The following is a 21,187-nucleotide window of genomic DNA, read 5'->3' on the forward strand; positions in this document are numbered from 1 at the left end:
CCCGCCCCGGTCAGTCTTCGCTGGTGAGCAGCAGGCTGGCGGGCCGCATGTCCGTCCAGTGCTCCTCGACGTAGTCGAGGCAGTCCTGCCGGTCCGCCTCCCCGTGCACCGTCGTCCAGCCGTCGGGGACCGCCGCGAACGCGGGCCACAGGGAGTGCTGGCCCTCGTCGTTGCGCAGGACCAGGTAGCGGGCGTCGTCGTCCTCGAAGGGATTGCTCATGGTGCTGCTCCTTGTGTGGAAGGGGAACGTGAATCGGACGTGACGGGGCGTTGCCCGACGGGGGTCACCCCGCGGCGTCCAGCCTGGCCCGCACGATCGGGCCGAGCTGCGCGAGCTCGTCGGGCCTGGTCATCCGGCCGTGGGTGGTGGCGATGTCGTGGGTCTCGATCCGTCCGGTGACGTGCGGCCGCCAGGCCCCCGCTTCCGGTAGTCCCTCAGGCCGGCCGAGGGTGGCGCGGAAGTGCAACAGGCCGCCGTCGTAGGGGGTGGGTTCATGGGCGCGGGCGGCGTGGGCGCTGGCGGACAGCACGTCGGCGATGGCCGTCAGATGGCCGTCGGTGAAGTCGGCGAGTCCGGCGGCGCGCAGTAACCGGGCGGCGCGGGCCGGGTCGAGCGGGCCGTCCGCGCGGTCCGGTGGCTCGACGCCGAAGTACTCGGCGAACAGGAAGCGCAGCACCTCGCTGCGGTCCGGCGGCTCGTCGGCCGGCAGCGCCTCGGGCGGATAGGAGTCGAGCATGGCCAACAACCCGACCTGGTGGCCGGCCCCTCGCAGTCGGACCGCGACGGCCTGGGCGAGCTGCCCGCCGAAGGACCAGCCGAGCAGGTGGTACGGGCCGCTGGGCCGGACGTCTAGGATGCGGGCGCAGTAGTCGTCGGCCATCCGCTCGACGCCGTCGTGGATGCGCTCGGGTTCGGTCAGGCCGCGTGCCTGGATGCCGTAGACCGGCTGGTCGGGCGGGAGATGGCGTAGCAGGCCCGTGTAGCACCAGCTGAACCCGCCGGCGGGGTGCAGGCAGAACAGGGGCGGCCGGGTGCCGGTGGAACGCAGCGGCAGCAGTACGGACCAGGCGTCGCGCCCCTCGCCGCCACCGAGCCGGGTGGCCAGACCGGCCGGGGTGGGCGCCTCGAACAGGGCGCGCAGGCCGAGCTCCACGCCGAGCACGGAGCGGACCCGGGCGGCGAGGCGGGTGGCCAGCAGAGAGTGTCCCCCGAGGGCGAAGAAGTCGTCCTGCGCGCCCACCCGGGGCAGCTCGAGCACCTCCGCGAACAGCTCGCACAACACCTGCTCGTCGGGTCCCGAGGGCGGCGTCGTCCTCGCCGCCGTCGCGTCGGGCGCGGGCAGGGCACGCCGGTCGACCTTGCCGTTCGGGGTGCGCGGCAGAGCACCCAGGACGATCAGGGCGCCCGGCACCATGGCTGCGGGCAGCCGGGCGGAGGCGTGGCGGCGCAGCGCGACCGGGTCGAGGAGGTCGCCGTCGTTGCGCGGGACGACGTAGCCGACGAGAGCCCGGACGGCGCCGGGCAGGCCCCTCACGGCCACCGCGGCCTCGGCTACTCCCGGGTGAGCGGCGAGAACGGCCTCGACCTCTCCGGGCTCGACGCGCACCCCGCGCACCTTCACCTGGTCGTCGGCGCGCCCCAGGAAGGCGAGGCTGCCGTCGGGCCGCCACATCACCAGGTCGCCGGTGCGGTACATCCTCGCGCCGGGCGGGCCGAAGGGGTCGGCGACGAAGCGTTCGGCGGTGACCGTCGCCCGGCCCAGGTAGCCGCGTCCGACGCCGATGCCGCCGTAGTAGAGCTCGCCGGGCGCGCCCGGCAGCACCGGGCGCAGGGCGGAGTCCAGGACGAGGGCGCGGGTGTTCCACAGCGGGCGGCCGATGGACTGGTCGTGCGCGGTGCAGTGGGCGTACAGGCTCTCACTGCTGACCTCGGTGCAGCCGCAGAAGTTGATCAGGCGGGCATCGGGACAGCTGCGGGCGAGGCGGGCGGGCAGTTCGGGCGGCATGGGTTCGCCGCTGCTGAGCACCAGCCGCAGCGAGGCCAGCCGCCCGGCGCCGTCAGCGCTGGTCTCCTCCTCGTGCAAGAGGGCCTGGAGCAGGCTCGGCACGGCGGTCAGCACACAGGTGCCGCTCTTGCTGACGAGGTCGGCGAGCGCGGCCGGGTCCTTGGCGGTGACGGCGTCGGCGAGGACGACCCGGCCGCCGTGCACGAGGGTCTGCAGGATCTCCACGGTGCCGTCGATGAAGCTGATCGAGCTCTTCGCGCACACCGGGTCGTTGGCTTCGAAGGAGTACAGCTCGGCGAACCAGGCCATCCGGTTGACCAGGCCGCGCTGCGTGCCGATCACCCCCTTGGGGCGGCCTGTGGAGCCGGAGGTGAAGAGGACGTTCACGGCGGTGTGTCCGGTGACCGCGACGGTCACGGGAGCGGCGGAGTACCCGGCGAGGCGGTCCTGGAGGGCCGGTTCGTCGAGCACGGTCCAGTCGGCGGTGGGCAGTCGGCCCACGGCGGAGCCGTCGGTGAGCAGCAGCGCGGGCCGGGCGTCGTCGAGCATGTCGGTGATCCGCCCGGCCGGGTAGTCCGGGTCCACGGGCAGATAGGCGGCACCGGTGCGGACGACGGCGAGGAGGCCGACGACCAGCGGGACGGAGCGGTCGGCGGCGAGCGCCACGATCTGCTCGGGACCCGCGCACCGCTCGATCAGGTACCGGGCCAACCGCGCCGCCCGCGCGTCGAGTTCGGCGTAGGTCAGCTCCTCGTCGCCGAAGACGAGGGCCACCTCGTCCGGGCGGCGGCGGAAGGAGTCGTCGAGGAGGCCGGCCAGGGTGGTCTCGGGCACCGCGCGGCCGGTGTCGTTCCAGTCGGCGAGGACCTGCCGCAGACGTGCGGGCGGCAGCGGTTCGATGCGGCCTGCGGCCTGGTCGGGGTCGAGGGCGAAAGCGGTGAGAACGGCGCGCAGTGCGGCCAGGACCCCTTCGGCGCGCTCGCCGTCGATCACGTCGGGGCGGTGGTCGAGCCGCAGGTGCAGCCGGGTACCGGGGACGACAGCCAGCATCAGCGGGTAGTGGGTGGCGTCGTGGCCCGCGACGCCGGTGACGGCCAGCCCGCGTGCGGTGAGGGCGGCGGAACCCTTGGGGTAGTTCTCGAAGACCACGATGGTGTCGAAGAGTTCGGTGACCCCAGCAGCCGTCTGGATCTCGGCGAGCGGCAGATGGTGGTGCGCGCCCGTCGCCAGATGCCGGTCGCGGGCCTGGACCGCCACCGACGTGAGGGTGTCGCCGGGGGCCGTACGGACCCGGGTGGGCACCGTGTTGATGAACAACCCCACCATGGCGTCGACGCCGGGCAGTTCGGGCGGCCGCCCGGAGACCACGGTGCCGAAGACGACGTCGTCGCGGCCGGTGAGCCGGCTCAGCAGCACCGCCCACGCAGCCTGCACCAGGTTGTTCAGGGTCAGCCCCCGGGAGCGGGCGAGGTCGATGAGCTTCCGGGTGAGGCCTTCGTCGAGGTCGGCCGTGCGGCGCTCCGGGGCCTGTCCAGCGCCGGGCTCGACGCCGGGAGGGGCGAGCCGGGTGGGCTCGTCGACTCCGGCGAGTTCGGCGCGCCAGGCCTCACAGGCGGCAGCCTTGTCCTGCCGGGCCACCCAGGCCAGATAGTCGCGGTAGGGCGGGGCGGGCGGTAGGGCGGAGGGAGCGCCGCCGGAGTCGTAGAGCGCGAGGAGTTCGCGCACCAGCACGGGCGTGGACCAGCCGTCCAACAGCATGTGATGGACCGTCAACATGAGCCGGTGGTGTTCCGGGGCCAGCCGGAGCAGGGCGGTACGTAGCAGCGGCGGGGCCGCGAGGTCGAAGCGGCGGGCGCGGTCGCCGGCGAGGAAGTCATCGGCCCGTGCCGTCCGCTCCGGCGCCGGAAGGCCGCTCATGTCGACGAACTCCCAGGGCAGTTCGACCGTGCGTGGCACGATCTGGACCGGCCGGTCCAGGCCCTCCGTCAAGAACGCCGCGCCCAGATGGGGGTGGCGCAGCAGCAGGGCCTCGGCGGACCGGCGCAGCGCGGCGGCATCGAGTGGACCGGTGAGGTCGAGGACGAGTTGGGTGACGTAGACGTCCGTCCCGTCCCGGTGGTACAGGCTGTGGAAGAACAGGCCTTCCTGCAGCGGGGAGAGCGGCAGGACGTCGATCAGTCCGGACCGGTGGTTCACCGCGGGGACCTCCAATCTGCTTCGAGTCGGTCGAGCTGGTCCTGGCTCAGGCCGACCAGCGGTACGTCGGACGGGGTGCGCCCGGCGTCGCCCGTGTCGTGCCGGGCGAGCGCGGCCAGCACCGCCAGCCAGGTGTCGGCGAGCGTCGTCACGTCGTCCTCGCCGAGCAGCGCGCCCGGCCAGGTCCACCCGGCGCGCAGCACCGGCCCCTCGGCGCGGTCCTCGGCGACGACGTTCAGAGCGAGGGTGTGCACCGCGGGCAGGTCCGGGTCGGCGCCGCCGCCGAAGGCGCCCGGAGCGGGGTCCACCGCCCAGTCGGCGGCCGGGCCGCCGGAGGGCAGCCTGCCGAGGTAGTTGAAGCCGACGCGCGGCACGGAGAGTCCGGCGAGCCTGGGAGCGGTGTGCGGATTGAGGTGGCGCAGCAGACCGTGACCGAGGCGGTCGCCGGGAGCGGACCGCACCTGCTCCTTGATCCGCTTCACGGCGTCACCGAGAGCAGGGCCGCCGCGCAGGGCCTCGTCCAGGTCGGTGTGCGCCAGGTCGAGCCGGACCGGGTGCGCGCTGGTGAACCAGCCGACCGTGCGCGAGACGTCCGTGTCCGGCAGGTCTGCCCGGCCGTGGCCCTCCAGCTCGACGAGCAGCCCGCCGGCCGGTGTGCCACGGTCGCGGCGCCACCGGGCCACGGCCAATGCCAGGGCGCTGAGGAACAGTTCGTCGGGGCCGCAGTGGAACGCCGTGGCGACGGTGGTGAGCAGCGCACGGCCGGTGTCCGTGTCGAGGCGGTCGGCACGGCGCCGGACCGTGCGGGTGAGGTCGCGGCCGGGGACCGGGTCGAGGCCGGGTGCGAGCGGCGCGGGCTCGGACGCCGTGGCCAGCCAGTGCGGCAGTTCGGCGGTGCGACGGGTGCTGTCGGCCTCGGTGACCAGCAGCTCCGACCAGCGCCGGAAGGAGGTGACGACCGGCTGCGGGCGAGGCTCGCGGCCCTCGGTGAGCGCACGGCCCGCCTCGGCGATGTCCTCCAGCAGGATGCGCCACGAGACGCCGTCGACCGCGAGATGGTGCACGGCCAGGAACAGCCGGCCCGCCTCCTGGGGTCCGTGGTCGAACCGGACGGCGGCCACGGTGCGGCCCGCGCCGGGGGCGAGCTCAGCGACCGTACGCGCCGACTCCTCGGCGACCGTACGGGCGCGCTCCTGCTCATCGCGTCCGGTGAGGTCCACGCGGCGCAGCAGATCGGCGGCCCGGACGGTACCGGCGGGCGGGACGTCGAGCCGTCCACCGTCCCCCCGGCGCAACCGCAGCATGTCGTGGTGGTCGAGAAGGGTCTGCAGCACGGCCTCCACCGTGTCCTGCTGTACGCCCGCCGGCGTCCGCAGCAGCATCGACTGGTGGAACCCGTCGGTGGGTCCGCCGAGTCCGTGCAGCCACCGCATCACCGGCGTCGACGCCACCTCTCCGGTGCCGTCGTCCGCCTGTACGGCCGTACCGGTTTCGGTGGCGACGCGGGCGAGGGCGACGACGGTGCGGTGCCGGAAGACGTCTCGCGGCGACAGCGCGAGTCCGGCGGCCCGAGCGCGGCCGCTGACCTGGATGGCGGTGATGCTGTCGCCGCCCAGGTCGAAGAAGTCGTCCGCCACACCGGCGTCCGGCATCCCGAGCGCCCCGCGCACGATGCCGCACAGCGTCTCCTCCACCGCCCCGCTCGGCCCCCGCCCGCCGGCGGCGCCCACCGGCTCGGGAGCGGGCAGGGCGGCCCGGTCCAGCTTGCCGTTGGGCGACAGAGGCAGCCGCTCCAGTGTGACGAAGGCGGCCGGGACCATGTACGCGGGCAGCGTCCGAGCGACGAAGGCCCGCAGCCCGGCGTCATCGGTGCCGTCCTCGCCCCGAGCGGGTACGACGTAGCCGACGAGGCGGTTCGTACGCGGACCCGAGCGCACGGCGACCGCGGCCCGGGCGACACCGGGGTGTGCGGCCAGCACGGTCTCGATCTCGTTGAGTTCGATGCGATAACCGCGGATCTTGACCTGTTCGTCCATCCGGCCGACGAACTCCAGCTGTCCGTCCCGGCGGCGCCTCGCGAGGTCGCCCGTGCGGTACATCCGGCTGCCCGGCGTACCCCAGGGGTCGGCGACGAAGCGTTCCGCGGTGGCGGTGGGCCGGTTCCGGTAGCCGCGGGCCACGCCCGCGCCGCCGACGTACACCTCGGCCACCACTCCGGGCGGCACCGGCCGCAGCCGCTCGTCCAGCAGATGAACGCGCACTCCCCGGATCGGGGTGCCGATGGGCGGGGTACCGCCCGCGGTGAGCGGCTCGGTGACGGTCGCGGAGACGGTGGTCTCGGTCGGGCCGTAGGAGTTGAGCATCCGGCAGCGGGGAGCCCAGTGCTCCACCAGCGCGGGCGGGCAGGCCTCGCCGACGACGAACAGCGTGGTGTCCGGCAGCAGTGCGTCGTCCGGCAGGATCGCCAGCACGGACGGCGGGATGGCCAGATGCGTCACCTTCTGCGAGGCCACCAGGGGTACGAGGTCCTCGGCCGCGTTCCACGCGCCGGTGGGGTGCATGACCACACACCCGCCGGTCAGCAGAGTCCCGCCGATCTCCCAGAACGCTCCGTCGAAGCTCGGCGAGGCGAACTGCAGCACCCGGCTGTCCGGGCCCACCCCGCCCAGCTCCCCCCCGGAGGCGGCGACCAGGTTGGCGACACCCCGATGCGGCACCTCGACCCCCTTGGGCCGTCCCGTCGAGCCGGAGGTGTAGATCACGTAGGCGATGTGGGCGGGGCGCAGGGGTGCCCGGCGCTCGGAGTCGTCCAGGTCGTGCGGGAGCGCCATGCCCAGGGCGGCGCGTGTGTCCTCGGTGTCGAGGTCGAGGACCGGCACCGCGGCGTCGGTGGAAGCGCCGACGAGCAGCACCGGCCGGGCGTCGTCGAGCATGTACGCGATGCGGTCGGCGGGATACGCCGGGTCGAGCGGCAGATAAGCGGCGCCCGCCTTGAGGACGGCGAGCATCGCCTCGGTGAGCCGGGGCCCACGCGGGAGCTGTACCGCCACCACCGTGTCCGGCCCGGCCCCGCGCTCGACCAGTATCCGGGCCAGCCGGTTGGCGGCCTCGTTCAGCTCCCGGTACGTGCGCTGCTCGCGCCCCGCCGTCACCGCGACCGCGTGCGGTGCCTCCCGGACCCGCTCCTCGAACAGTGCGGGTGCCGTGGCCTCGGGCGCGGCACCCGGGCCGCCGGCCGCCGTCAGCGCCGCGTACTCCTGCCCGGTGAGGATCTCCAGGTCGCCGAAAGGCACGTCGGGCCGGATCACCGCCTGGCCCAGCAGCCGCAGCAGCCGGGTCGCGAACGCGTCGACGGTCGCCGCGTCGAACAGATCGGTGCTGTACTCGACGCTGCCCTGGACGCCCTCGGCCCCCAGATCGCCCACGACCCGCTCGCTCAGTCCGACCGTGAGGTCGAAGCGCGCGGCCCGTGTGCCCACAGGCCGTGGGCGCACCCGCAGCCCCGGCAGCTCCATGGCGGTGTCGGCGTTGTTGTCCAGCGCCAGCATGACCTGGAACAGCGGGTTGTACGCCATGGACCGCTCGGCGCCGACCGCGTTCACCAGTTGCTCGAAGGGCAGGTCCTGGTGGGCGTACGCGTCGAGGTCGGTGGCCCGGACGCGGGCGAGCAGTTCGCGGAAGGTGGGGTTGCCGGAGGTGTCGGTCCGTAGGACCAGGGTGTTGACGAAGAATCCGACCAGTTCGTCCAGGCTGTCGTCGGTGCGTCCTGCGACGGGGGAGCCGAGTGGGATGTCGTCCCCGGCGCCCAGCCGGGACAGCAGCGCGGCCAGTCCGGCCTGCAACACCATGAACAACGTCGTCCCCGTCTCCCGCGCGACGTCCAGGAGGGCCCGGTGCAGCCCCGGGTCGATGAAGAAGGGCCGCATGTCACCCCGGTAGTTGGGCTCGGCGGGCCTGGGGCGGTCGGTGGGCAACGCGAGCTGGTCCGGAAGGCCGTCCAACGTGTGTCGCCAGTAGGAGAGTTGCTCGCGGGCGAGTGGAGCGGGCTCGTCCTCGTCGCCGAGCAGGTCCCGTTGCCAGAGGGCGTAGTCGGTGTACGTCACCGGCAGCGGGGCCCATTGCGGCGCCCGGCCGCGCTGCCGTGCCGCGTAGGCCTCGGTCAGGTCCCGCAGCAAGGGCCGCAGCGACCATCCGTCCCCGGCGATGTGATGCACCAGCAGCAACACCGACCACCGCTCGGGTCCGTGCCGGAAGGCTTCGGCGCGCACGGGAAGTTCACGGCCCAGGTCGAAGGGATGGGCCACCGCCTTGCCCAGTACCGACTCCAGATCTTCGGGAGGTATCTCCCGTCGCCCGACCCGGACGAGATCAGGCGCCGGTTCGTGGATGAGCTGCCGGGGTGAGCCGTCGTCGTCGGTGATCAGGGTGCGCAGGGGTTCGTGGCGGGCGACCACGTCGTTGACGGCCGCTTCCAGGACCTCCACGTCCAGGCGCCCCTCGATCTCCAGGGCGAGCGGGATGTTGTACGTCGCGCCGGGCCCCTCCAGTTTGTGCAGGAACCACAGCCTGCGCTGGGCGTACGACAGCGGTACGATCTCCGGTCGCTCCCGCCGGGCCACACCCGGCCGGGACCGGCCGGACAGCCCTCGCAGGCGTGCCGTCAGCCCGGCAGGCGTGGGTGCGTCGAAGAGCGTCTGGATCGGCAGTTCCACCCCGAACAGTGACCGCAGCCGGCCCACCACCCGGGTCGCCAGCAGCGAATGACCGCCCAACTCGAAGAACTGTGCGTCCGCCCCTACCCGCGGGAGTCCCAGCACCTCCGCGAAGACCCGGCACACCATCTCCTCCTCCGGCGATCCCGCGACCCGGCCGCCCGCTCCCCGGACGACAGCCTCGGAAGGCGCCGGCAGTGCCCGCCGGTCGACCTTCCCGTTCGGTGTCAACGGCAACGCGTCCATCACCACGAACACCCCCGGCACCATGAACCCCGGCAACCGCTCGGTGACATGAGCCCGTAGCCCGGCGGTCAGCCGGGACGAACGCGAGGCGACGGACGGGGTGTTCGTGAGCGGGCCGGTGACCGGGGCGTCCGTCCGGTGGACGCCGGTCATCGGGCGTGGAACCGCGGTCGTCATGTCGACGAGGACGACGTCGAGTTCGCTCTCGTGCCGGTCGGCGGACCAGGTCACGGCGGTTTCGTATCCGAGCCGTCGGCCCAGTGCGGACAAGTCGTCGGGCTCGGGCGCTCCGGATGCGTCCTGCACGTCGGTCGCCGTACGGGCGTTCGGCACGCCCGTCACCCGCAGCATCTCCGGGCGCCGTGCCGTCAGCGCGGCGGCCAGCGCCTGGGCGGAGCCGCCCAGCTCCTCCCAGGTCACGCGAGGAGCGTCGGCGACCGTCAGCAGCTCGTCGGTGGACCTCTTGTGGAGCACCACCTCGTAGCGGTAGCGGGTGAGTTCGTTGTGCCGACGCCCGCGCTTGAGACGGATGTCGGCGCCGCCGATGCCGGGGCAGGTGGCGGCGAAGGAGGTGAACAGTTCGGGGTCGACCAGTAGCTCTTTCTCCTCCGCGAGGGCGAGTTCGGCCGCCCTGCGCACCACCTCGGCCGGTGTGGCCGCGCCGAGGCGTCCGGCCTGCGAGGCCAGGTGGAGCCGCTTCGCCGACCTGAGGTCCCGGACGTCGCCCAGGTAGAGGGCGCCGCCGGGAGCGAGCAGCCGCACCGCCTTGTGCAGGACGTCGACGAGGTAACGCTCGCTCGGGAAGTACTGCGCGACGGAGTTGAGCACCACCGTGTCGAACTCGCCCTCGGGCAGGGTGCCCACGCCATCGGCTGCGAGGGCGGTGAGCCGCACCCGGCCCGCGGCGTCGGGGCGGGCGGCGGCCAGCCGGGCGCCGAGGGCGTCGACCGCTTCGGGCGAGACGTCGGTGCCCCAGTACGTCTCGCAGTGGTCGAGCAGCGGGGCGAGGAGCAGACCGCTGCCGACGCCGATCTCCAGGATCCGCCGGGGCCGGAGGGCGAGGATGGCGTCGACGGCCGCCGAGCGCCATTCCCGCATGTCGTCGAGGGGGATGGGTGCGCCGTCGTAGGTGCTGTGCCAGCCGGAGAAGTCCTCACCGAGGTCGGCTCCGGGCTCCCCGTCGCTGTACTGCCTGTCGAACACCGAAGCCCAGGAGTCGAGTTGCTGCCGATCGGCGGCCTCGTCCAGGACCGGGTCGTCATCGGAGCACGGGACGACGTACGCGGTGAGGCGGGCGTCCCCCAGGTCGTCGCGGTGCACGGCCACGGCGGCGTCGGCCACCGCCGGGTGTTCGGCGAGCGCGGTCTCGATCTCGCCGAGCTCGATGCGATGGCCGCGGATCTTGACCTGCTCGTCGGCGCGCCCGACGAACACCAGCTGTGCGTCGCCGGTCCACCGCGCGAGGTCGCCGGTGCGGTACATGCGCTCGCCCGGTGCCCCGAACGGACAGGCCACGAACCGGCCCGCCGTCAGGCCCGGCCGGCGCAGGTAGCCACGGGCCAGTGCCGGACCGCTCACGTACAGCTCGCCGGGCACACCGGGCGGCACCGGGCGCAGTCGCGCGTCGAGAACGTAGACCCGGGAGCCGGTCAGCGGCCGGCCGATGGGCGGTGGGGCGTCCTCGGCGCCGAGCGCGGAGCTGGTGGTGGCGCAGACAGTGGTCTCCGTGGGGCCGTACGCGTTGATCATGGAGCGTCCCGGCGCCCACTGCCGCACCAGGTCGGCGTGGACGGCCTCCCCCGCGACGACGAGTGAGCGGACCGAGGGCAGTTCGCGGTCCTCCAGCGCGCGCAGCGCGGACGGCGGCAGCGTGGCGTGGGTGACGCCGGACTCCTGGATCAGCCCGGCCAGCGGATCGCCCGGCGTCAGCCGGTCGGCCGTGGCCACCACGAGGGCGGCGCCGGTCAACAGCGCCATCACGGTCTCCCAGAAGGCCGCGTCGAAGCTGGGAGAGGCGAACTGGAGGACCCGGCTGCCGGGGCCCGCCCCGAAGCGGTCCCGCTGCGAGGCGACGAGGGCGGCGACACCGGTGTGGGTGACCACGACGCCCTTCGGGCGGCCGGTGGAGCCCGAGGTGTAGATGACGTAGGCGGCGCCTTGGGACTCGCCCGGGCGGTCCGGCGCGGTACCGGGGGCGGTGGCGAGCGCGGTGACGACCTCGGGGGCGTCGAGCAGCAGTGTGGGCACCTCGCCCGCCGTCGCACGCGGGCTTGTGTCCCCGTGAGTGACCAGGAGGGCGGGCCGCGAGTCGTCGAGGAGATAGGCGATCCGGGCCGCCGGATAGGCCGGGTCCACGGGCACATAGGCGGCTCCCGCCTTGAGGACGGCGAGCAGCGCCACAACGGTCTCCGGGCCGCGCGGTACGGCCAGCGCCACCCGGTCCTCACGCCCGATGCCACGCCGCAGCAACAGATGCGCCAACTTGTTGGCCCGTTCGTCCAGTTGGCGGTAGCTGAGCTGACCGCCCGGGAAGATCACCGCGGGATCGTCGGGGGAGGCGGCCACCTGCTGCTCGAAGAGCGTGGGCACGTCGGCCTCGGCGGGCGACGGCGCGGTCTCGTTCCACGTCTCCAGCACCCGTCGGCGGTCCTCGCCGGTTACCGTCTCGATCTCACCGATGGACCGGTCGCAGTCCTCGGCGAAGCGGCTCAGCATTCGGTCCAGCAAGTCCACGGTACGGACGACGGTGGCCCGGTCGAAAAGATCGGTCGAGTACTCGACGTACCCCTCGAGACCGTCCGGCCGTCCCTCGGCGTCGTAGGTCTCGTGCAGGCTGAGCGAGTAGTCGAACTTCGACACGCCCGGCACGGTCGGCACCGGGCGGATGTCCAGGCCGGGCAGCGAGTACGCCGCCGCCGGCGCGTTCTGCAGCACGACCAGTACCTGGAAGAGGGGCTGCCGGGACAGTGACCGCTCCGGGTTGAGTGCCTCCACCAGTTGCTCGAAGGGCAGGTCCTGGTGGGCGTACGCGTCGAGGTCGGTGGCCCGGACGCGGGCGAGCAGTTCGCGGAAGGTGGGGTTGCCGGAGGTGTCGGTCCGTAGGACCAGGGTGTTGACGAAGAATCCGACCAGTTCGTCCAGGCTGTCGTCGGTGCGTCCTGCGACGGGGGAGCCGAGTGGGATGTCGTCCCCGGCGCCCAGCCGGGACAGCAGCGCGGCCAGTCCGGCCTGCACCACCATGAACAACGTCGTCCCCGTCTCCCGCGCGACGTCCAGGAGCGCCCGGTGCAGAGAGCCGCTGAACCGTACCCGGTGCACCTCGCCCCGGAAGCTCGTCACTGCGGGCCGGGGGCGGTCCGTGGCGAGCGCGAGCTGTTCCGGCATCCCGGCCAATGCCCGTCGCCAGTATGCGAGTTGCCTGTGCGCGAGACAGTCCGCATCCTCCGGGGCGCCGAGCAGGTCCCGTTGCCACAGGGTGTAGTCGGTGTACGTCACCGGCAGCGGGGCCCATTGCGGCGCCCGGCCGCGCTGCCGTGCCGCGTAGGCCTCGGTCAGGTCCCGCAGCAAGGGCCGCAGCGACCATCCGTCCCCGGCGATGTGATGCACCAGCAGAAGTACGGTCCATCGCTCGGGGGCCGTACGGAACACGTCCACTCGCAGCGGCAGCTCACCGGCGAGATCGAAGGGGTACGTCACCGCGTCCGCGAGCGCCGCGGGCAGCCCGTCCGCCTCGACCTCGTGCGTCTCCGCGGTCACCAGATCAGGCGCCGGTTCGTGGATGAGCTGCCGGGGTGAGCCGTCGTCGTCGGTGATCAGGGTGCGCAGGGGTTCGTGGCGGGCGACCACGTCGTTGACGGCCGCTTCCAGGACCTCCACGTCCAGGCGCCCCTCGATCTCCAGGGCGAGCGGAATGTTGTACGTCGCGCCGGGCCCCTCCAGTTTGTGCAGGAACCACAGCCTGCGCTGGGCGTACGACAGCGGTACGATCTCCGGTCGCTCCCGCCGGGCCACACCCGGCCGGGACCGGCCGGACAGCCCCCGCAGGCGTGCCGTCAGCCCGGCAGGCGTGGGTGCGTCGAAGAGCGTCTGGATCGGCAGTTCCACCCCGAACAGTGACCGCAGCCGGCCCACCACCCGGGTCGCCAGCAGCGAATGACCGCCCAACTCGAAGAACTGTGCGTCCGCCCCTACCCGCGGGAGTCCCAGCACCTCCGCGAAGACCCGGCACACCATCTCCTCCTCCGGCGATCCCGCGACCCGGCCGCCCGCTCCCCGGACGACAGCCTCGGAAGGCGCCGGCAGTGCCCGCCGGTCGACCTTCCCGTTCGGTGTCAACGGCAACGCGTCCATCACCACGAACACCCCCGGCACCATGAACCCCGGCAACCGCTCGGCAAGCCGGGCGTGCAGGCGGTCCACGACGGGCGGGTCGGTGAGGTCGGCAGGGACGACATGGGCGGCCAGACGGCGGCCGACGGGGGCGTCGTCGAGGACGGTCACCACGGCGTGGGCCACGGACGGGTCGTCCAGCAGGGCAGCCTGGATCTCGCCGAGTTCGATGCGATGGCCGCGGATCTTCACCTGGTCGTCGGAGCGGCCCACGAAGACGAGCTGTCCGTCGCCCGTCCACCGCACCAGGTCGCCGGTGCGGTACATGCGCTCACCCGGCGCCCCGAACGGACACACCACGAACCGCTGTGCCGTCAGCCCAGGCCGGCCGACGTATCCGCGGGCCACCCCCTCGCCCGCGATGTAGAGCTCGCCCACCACCCACGGCGGCACGGGCCGCAGCCGCTCGTCGAGCACGAAGCAGCGGTCGCCGTCCAGGGCACGGCCGATGGGTACTGTCTCGTGCCGGACCGACTCCGGTCCCGCCAGCGGGTGGCAGACCGCGAACGTGGTGGTCTCGGTGGGTCCGTAGACATGCACGACCTTGGTGCCGGGGCAGCGTTCGAGGGACCGGCGTACGGCCCCGGGCGAGACGAACTCGCCGCCGGTCCACACCTCTCGCACCCCGGACAGGGAGCCGGGGTGCTCCTCGACGAGGTGGTTGAACAGAGCTGTGGTGAGGAACACCGCGGACACACCGTGCCGTTCGATGGTGTCGGCGAGTGCGGCGGAGTCGAGCCCGCCGGCGGGCGCGAGCACCGCCTCTCCGCCGTGCAGCAGCGGCACCCACATCTCGTAGGTCGAGGCGTCGAAGGCGTACGGAGAGTGCAGCAGTACACGGCCGTGCGCGCCGGAGCGCCAGCGCCGGTCGTCGACCAGGGCCAGGATGTTGGCGTGGGTCACGGCGATGCCCTTGGGGGCACCGGTCGAACCTGAGGTGTACATGATGTAGGCGAGATCGTCGGCCTGACCCGCGAAGAGCGCTTCGTCGCCGGGCCCGTCCAGGTCCGGTGCGCCGACGACGCACAGCACCGGGACGCCCGGCTCGGGCAGGGCGTCGGCCCTGTCGGTGAGCAGGGCGGCGGCGCCCGTCTCTGCCAGAACGTGCCGCATACGGGGCGCGGGGTCGGCCGGGTTCAGCGGGACGTAGGCGGCGCCGGTGCGCAGCACGGCCAGCGTGGTGACGACCAGCGCCGCCGATCGCTCCTGGAGGACGGCGACCCGATCGCCCGGGCCGATGCCGAGGGCGCGCAGCCGTACCGCGAGGCGGCGCTGCCGCTGGTCCACCTCGCGGTAGGTCACGGTGCCGCCGTCGGGCTCGCGCAGCGCGACGGCGTCCGGGGTGCGGGCTGCCTGCTCGGCGAAGCGTCCGTGAACCGTGCGGGACGTGAGGTCCGCGGCGACGTGCAGCGCGGGCGCGTTCCACCCCACGGTCAGCATCGCCGCCTCGCCCGCCCTGAGGACGTCCAGGTCGGCCACGGTGACGGACGGGTCGGTCACGGCCGCTGCGAGCAGTCCCACCAGGCGTGCCATGAGCGCGGCGGCGGTGTCCGCCTCGAACATGTCGGTGGCGTACTCCAGGGAGCCCTCCATACCGCCGCCCTGCCCCTCGCTGAGGCTCAGCGTCAGGTCGACGCGGGCGACCTCGGCCCGGACGACCCGGGTGTGTACACCGAGTCCGGGCATGGTGACGGCGGCGGAAGGGTTGTTGTCGAGCGACAGCATCACCTGGAAGAGGGGCTGCCGGGACAGTGACCGCTCCGGGTTGAGTGCCTCCACCAGTTGCTCGAAGGGCAGGTCCTGGTGGGCGTACGCGTCGAGGTCGGTGGCCCGGACGCGGGCGAGCAGTTCGCGGAAGGTGGGGTTGCCGGAGGTGTCGGTCCGTAGGACCAGGGTGTTGACGAAGAATCCGACCAGTTCGTCCAGGCTGTCGTCGGTGCGTCCTGCGACGGGGGAGCCGAGTGGGATGTCGTCCCCGGCGCCCAGCCGGGACAGCAGCGCGGCCAGTCCGGCCTGCAACACCATGAACAACGTCGTCCCCGTCTCCCGCGCGACGTCCAGGAGCGCCCGGTGCAGCCCCGGGTCGACACGGAAGGTGTGCACGGCGCCACGGTGGCTGCTGACCGCCGGGCGGGGCCGGTCGGAGGGCAGCTCCAGCGCGTCGGGCAGCCCGGCGAGAGCAGCGCGCCAGTACGTCAGATCAGGGTGCTCCTCGTCCTCCCCGAACTGCTCTCGCTGCCACAGGGCGTAGTCGGTGTACGTCACCGGAAGCGGAGCCCATCGCGGCGCGTGCCCCCTCAGCCGTGCCGCGTACGCCTCCGTCAGATCCCGCAGCAGCGGCCGCAGGGAGGCGCCGTCCCCGGCGATGTGGTGCATGAGAAGGAGAACCGTGTAACGGTCCTCTTCGGCGCGGAACACGCTGACACGCAGGGGGAGGTCACGGCCGAGGTCGAAGGGATGGGCCACGGCCCGGGCGAGGGTGTCCGACAGCCGGTCCGCCTCTGCCTCCTGCGAGTCGACGGTCACGAGGCCCGGCGCGGGTTCACGGATGACCTGCTCCGGGTCGCCCTCGCGCTCCCCGATCACGGTCCGCAGGGGCTCGTGCCGGGCGACCACGTCGTTGACGGCCGCTTCCAGGACCTCCACGTCCAGGCGCCCCTCGATCTCCAGGGCGAGCGGAATGTTGTACGTCGCGCCGGGCCCCTCCAGTTTGTGCAGGAACCACAGCCTGCGCTGGGCGTACGACAGCGGCACGACCTCCGGCCGCTCCCGCCGGGTCACGCCTCCGGCACCGGGCGGGGCAAGACGGGCGGCCAGACCCGCGGGGGTGGGGGCGTCGAAGAGGTCGGCGACCGAGAGGTCGGCACCGACGGTCGTACGGATCTTCACCAGGAGACGGGTGGCCAGCAGGGAGTGGCCGCCGAGGTCGAAGAAGTCGTTGTCCGGACCGACCTCCTCGAGCGCGAGGACCTCGGCGAACAGCCGGCACAGCACCACCTCGTGCTCGGTGAGCGGACGGCGGGCGTCCGCAACGGCGGGCGTCGCCCGGAAGTCCGGCGCAGGGAGTGCGGCCCGGTCCGTCTTGCCGTTGGGGGTGAGCGGAAGCGAGTCCAGGAGGACGACGGCGCCCGGCACCATGTGATCGGGCAGCCGTGCTGCGGCGTATCCGCGCAGCGTCCCGGCGTCGACGCTCGCGTCGGGAGCGGCCACGACGTAGGCGACGAGCAGTTCGCCGTGGACGGTCACCGCGTTCTGCGCGACCTCGGGGTGGCGCCGCAGGACGGTCTCCACCTCGCCGAGCTCCAGCCGGTGACCGCGCACCTTGACCTGGTCGTCGGAGCGGCCCACGAAGACGAGCTGTCCGTCCCCGGTCCACCGCACGAGATCGCCTGTGCGGTACATGCGCTCGCCGGGCGTCCCGAACGGGCAGGCCACGAAGCGGGTGGCGGTCAGGCCGGGCCTTCGCAGATAGCCGCGGGCGAGGGAGTGTCCGGCGACGTAGAGCTCTCCGGTGCCGCCGGAGGCGACCGGGCGCAGGGCGTCGTCGAGGACGTGGACGCGGCTGCCGAGGACGCCGGCGCCGAGCGGGGCGGGGCCGCCGTCGGCGGTGAGCGGGCCACTGGTGGTGGCGCAGACGGTCGTCTCGGTCGGTCCGTAGGCGTTGACCATGGTGCGGCCGGGCGCCCAGTCGCCCACCAACTGCTCGGTCACCGCTTCTCCGGCGACGACGAGGGTGGTCACGGTGGGCAGGTCGAGGCCGGTCATCGCGGACAGTGCGGAGGGCGGCACGGTGAGATGGGTGACCCGGTGCCGGGCGAGGGTCGCGGCGAGCGCGGGCCCCGGGGTCAGCCTGTCGGCCGGTTCCACCACCAGCGCGGCACCGCTGAACAGGCCCATCGCCGTCTCCCAGAACGCCGCGTCGAAGCTGGGCGAGGCGAACTGCAGCACGCGGGCGCCGGGTCCGGCGGTCAGCCGGATCCGCTGGGTGGCCACGAGGTCGGCGATACCGGCGTGGGTGACAACCACGCCCTTGGGACGGCCGGTCGAGCCCGAGGTGTAGATGACGTAGGCCGGGTGGGCCGGATCGGCCGACGGGAACGGAGCGGCGGTCGGCGCCGGTCCGGTGTCGTCGCTCCGGAGCGTCATCCGGGGCAGTCCGGCCAGCTCCACCGCCGACAGGTCGACGGAAGGTTCGGTCAGCAACAGTGCGGGACGGGCGTCGGCGAGCATGAACTCGACCCGGTCCGGCGGGTAGTCGGGGTCCACGGGCAGGAACGCGGCCCCCGCCTTCCACACCGCGAGCACGGCCGTCATCAGAGTCCGCCCCCGCGGCAGCGCCAGCGCCACGAGGCTCTCCGGTCCGACCCCGCGCTCCATCAGGCGCAGGGCGAGCCGCTCGACTCGAGCACCCAACTCCGCATAGGGCAGCGGCGGTTCGCCTTCGGTGAGCAGTGCGGGGGCTTCGGGGTCCGCAGCGACGCGGGCGGCGAACAGGTCGGTGGCGGTACCGGTCGGCGGCTCGGCGGCCGTAGCCGGCGTCGTCGCGGCGGTCCGCCGCTGCGTCAGGTGCGCCAGAGGTGTGTCCGGGTCCGCCTCGGCGAAGCGGGTGAGCAGCGAGATGACGTCCTCGCCGTGGCGGGCCACGGTATCGGCCGAGTAGACGGCCGCGTTGGCCCACAGGTTGAGCTGGAGCTCCCCGGTGGCCGACTCCTGGATCATGAACTCCAGGTCGTCCACGGGCCCGATGGCGATCCACTGCCGTACGGCCGGCAGGCCGCCGAACGTCGGCTCCGCGGAGAAGGCGAGCACATTGACGATCGGCCCGTACAGCTTGGGCGCGTCGGACGGGGTGCGCAGCGCACGGCGTAGCCGCTCGTACGGGTACCGCTGATGGGCCAAGGCCTCGTCGACCCGCTCGGCGACCCGGGCCGTGAACCCGGCCAGATCGACGCCCGGGTCGTGGTCGAGCAGCAGGGGCTGCATCGTGGCGAGCATGCCCGGCACCTCACGGGCGGCCGGCGTCGTACGGCCGGTGACGGGCAGCGTCAGCAGCAGGTCCCGCCGTCCGGTCTCGGCGTGCACATGGGCGGCGACGGCTGCCACGGCGGGGCGCGTCCAGCGCTGCCCGAGCCGCTCGGCGAGCGCGTGCAGACCCCGGGTGACGGAGACGTCGGCGGCGGTGCGGTGCAGGATGTACCCCGGCCCGGCGGGGGCGCTACGGCCGCCCAGTCGCACCGGGGCGGGCCGCGCGGCGAGCCGCCGGTGCCAGTGGGCGCGGTCGCGGTCGTAGTCCTCGGAGCCGAGGTAGGCGGAATACTCGTCGAGCAGGTCGCCGAGCGGCCGCATCGGGGTGCCCGCGGTGTCGACGCCCCCGAGCAGGGCGTCGTACAGCGCGGCCGTGCGCCGGGTGAGCAGCCAGACGCCGTAGCCGTCGAGCACGAGGTGGTGGTGGCGCTGGTACCACAGGTGCCGGTCGGGCCCGATCCGGAACAGCGCCTCGGCATGGGTGGGTCCGGTGGCCAGGTCGACGGGGCGCGCCAGCTCCGCGCGCATCCACGCCTCGGCCTCGGCCCGCGGATCGTCCGCGCCGGTCACGTCGAGCACCGGGAAGGGGAAAGGATCCGGCGCGTACGGGTACTGCACGGGTCCGGTGGCGTCGGCCGCGAACCGCATCCGCAGCGCGTCGGTCTCGGCGACCGCCCGCCTGAGCGCCGTCTCCAGCAGGTCCGCCCTCAGCGGGCCGGTGATCTCCAGGTAGGAGGCCTGGTTGTACGTCGACTTCAGCGGGTCCAGTTCATGGCCGTAGTAGGCGCCGAGCTGCGGGCCGGTCAGCGGGTGGCGTGGTGCGGGGGTCTCAGACATGGTCGGTGCTCCGCTCACGGCTCGTTCGAGAGGACGGGTCGGCGGGTTCGGGGGTCGCCACGAGCAGGGCCTTCTGCCCGGTCAGCCGGCTCACGGTGTCCAGCCGCAGGCCCGCCGCACCGAGCAGCGCCCCGAACTCGCGAGGGGTCCGCTCACGGCCGGGCAGCACGGAGAGCATGTACAGGGACATCAACGCGGTTGTGCGGGCGTCGGCGTCGGTGCCCGGCCGGTCGTCGGCGGCGAGTTCGACCACGATGAGACGGGCGTGCGCGGGCATGGCCCGACGGCAGGCGGCGAGCAGGGTGACGCACTGCTCGTCGTCCCAGTCGTGCAGGATCTCCCGCAGCAGATAGACGTCCCCGCCCTCCGGTACGGCGGTGAAGAAGTCCCCGGAGCGTGCCTCGGCGCGGTCGGTGAGCCCGGCGGCGGTGAACCGGGCGCGCGCCGTGGCGGCCGCGGCGGGCCGGTCGAGCAGTACCCCGCGCAGGCTCGGGTGGGCCGTCAGGAGGTGGCCGAGGAGGGCGCCGTCGCCCCCACCGACGTCGACCAAGGTGGCCGCGGAGGAGAAGTCGTGGGCGCGCAGGACGGCCGCGCTCTCCAGTTCGACATCGCGGGCCTGCGTGGCGTCGAACAGGGCCCGCAGGTCGGGGCGTCGGTCGAGGACGGTGAAGAAGTCGGCGCCGAACTCCTTGTCGAAGGCGGGCGCTCCGGTGCGTACGGTGTCCGGGATGCCCTGCCAGGCGCGGGCCGAGAGGGCCTGGGCCATCAGGGCGCTGGGCAGAGCGCTGCCGGGGGCGTCGGCGGTGAGGGCGGTGCCGAGGCGAGCCAGGGCGAACCGGCCGTCCGGCAGCACCTCGAAGACATCGAAGGCGGTCAGCGCGGTCAGCACCTGATGCAGGGCACTCTCGTGGGCACCGGTGTCCCGGGCCAGTTCCGCGGCGGTGCGCGGGCCGTCCGACAGGGCGTCGGGGATGCCCAGTTCGGCCACACTGCACAGGGCACGCGAGACCAGTGGTGCGTACAGCAGCGCGCGTACGGCGACGGCGGCGTCGGCTTCCTCGGGGCGCATCAGGACTCCTTCCGCCGGAGGTGGCGGCGCTCGGCCGCGGCAAACATGCCGAGCATCAGGGGCTCACGGATCCGTCCCTCGGTGAACTGGTCACCGAAGCGTTCGCGGTAGGAGTCGAACCAGTGCGGGAGTTCGTGCAGGAAGAGGATGTCGTGCGAGGCCATGTGCCGGATCGCGAGCAGCGGCAGCGGGGAGCGGGAGACAGGGAACCCGTCGTTGCGTACCGAGCGTTCGTCGCAGGCGGGGTGGAACTGACCGATCATGGCGCCGCCCGTCACGGCGGCGTCCTTCAGCCGGGTGTGGGCCTCGTCCAGGGCGGCGTATCCGTCCTCGGCGAGATCGGGAAGCACCACGACGAGGCTGTCCAGGGAGTGCTCGGCGGGCCGCCGCATGAACCGGGTGAGTTCCTCCTCCAGGAGGTCGTGCAGTTCGTCCGGGTCCTTGCCGGAGATGTCGTAGTGGAAGCTGGCGCGCAGCGCGTCGGCCTGGAGTGCGGCCGGCATGAAGGGACAGACGGCTCCCTTGCGGCGCAGCTGCGGACTCGGCCGGCTGATGTAGTCGCCCAGCCAGGTGTCGAGGACGGCGACGTCCTGGCGCAACCGGTGTTCGTACCCGCGCGGCGGTGACACAGTGGTGTCACCGTCGAACCCGGCGAGCGCAGGCTGTGTGCCCTGTTCGGCACCCGTGGTCATGTGACTCCCTCCGGT

5 protein-coding genes are annotated in these 21,187 nt (G+C 73.3%); all 5 read right to left on the reverse strand.

The genetic code is table 11. The features are described 5' to 3' along the window. Positions 1-10: 10 nt before the first annotated feature. On the reverse strand, positions 11-220 hold the full coding sequence (locus tag ACFYSH_RS08580) for an MbtH family protein (RefSeq protein ID WP_359478929.1): 210 nt from the start codon (positions 218-220) through the stop codon (positions 11-13). Positions 221-284: 64 nt separating this feature from the next. Then, complete coding sequence (locus ACFYSH_RS08585) at positions 285-4,202, reverse strand: amino acid adenylation domain-containing protein (RefSeq protein ID WP_388751501.1); 3,918 nt, start codon at positions 4,200-4,202, stop codon at positions 285-287. Then, a complete protein-coding gene (locus ACFYSH_RS08590) occupies positions 4,199-19,411 on the reverse strand; it encodes an amino acid adenylation domain-containing protein (protein ID WP_388751503.1) in 15,213 nt (5,070 codons plus the stop codon). The genes ACFYSH_RS08585 and ACFYSH_RS08590 overlap by 4 nt, the downstream gene beginning before the upstream one ends. Further along, a complete protein-coding gene (locus ACFYSH_RS08595) occupies positions 19,404-20,480 on the reverse strand; it encodes a methyltransferase (RefSeq protein ID WP_359473955.1) in 1,077 nt (358 codons plus the stop codon). Before ACFYSH_RS08595 ends, ACFYSH_RS08590 begins: the two co-directional genes overlap by 8 nt. Further along, entirely contained in the window at positions 20,480-21,172 is a 693-nt protein-coding gene (locus ACFYSH_RS08600; RefSeq protein WP_359473952.1) for a DUF6875 domain-containing protein, read from the reverse strand. The genes ACFYSH_RS08595 and ACFYSH_RS08600 overlap by 1 nt, the downstream gene beginning before the upstream one ends. Positions 21,173-21,187 lie beyond the last annotated feature (15 nt).

The organism is Streptomyces sp. NPDC005791 (genome assembly GCF_042871485.1).
In the GTDB taxonomy this organism is placed as follows: domain Bacteria; phylum Actinomycetota; class Actinomycetes; order Streptomycetales; family Streptomycetaceae; genus Streptomyces.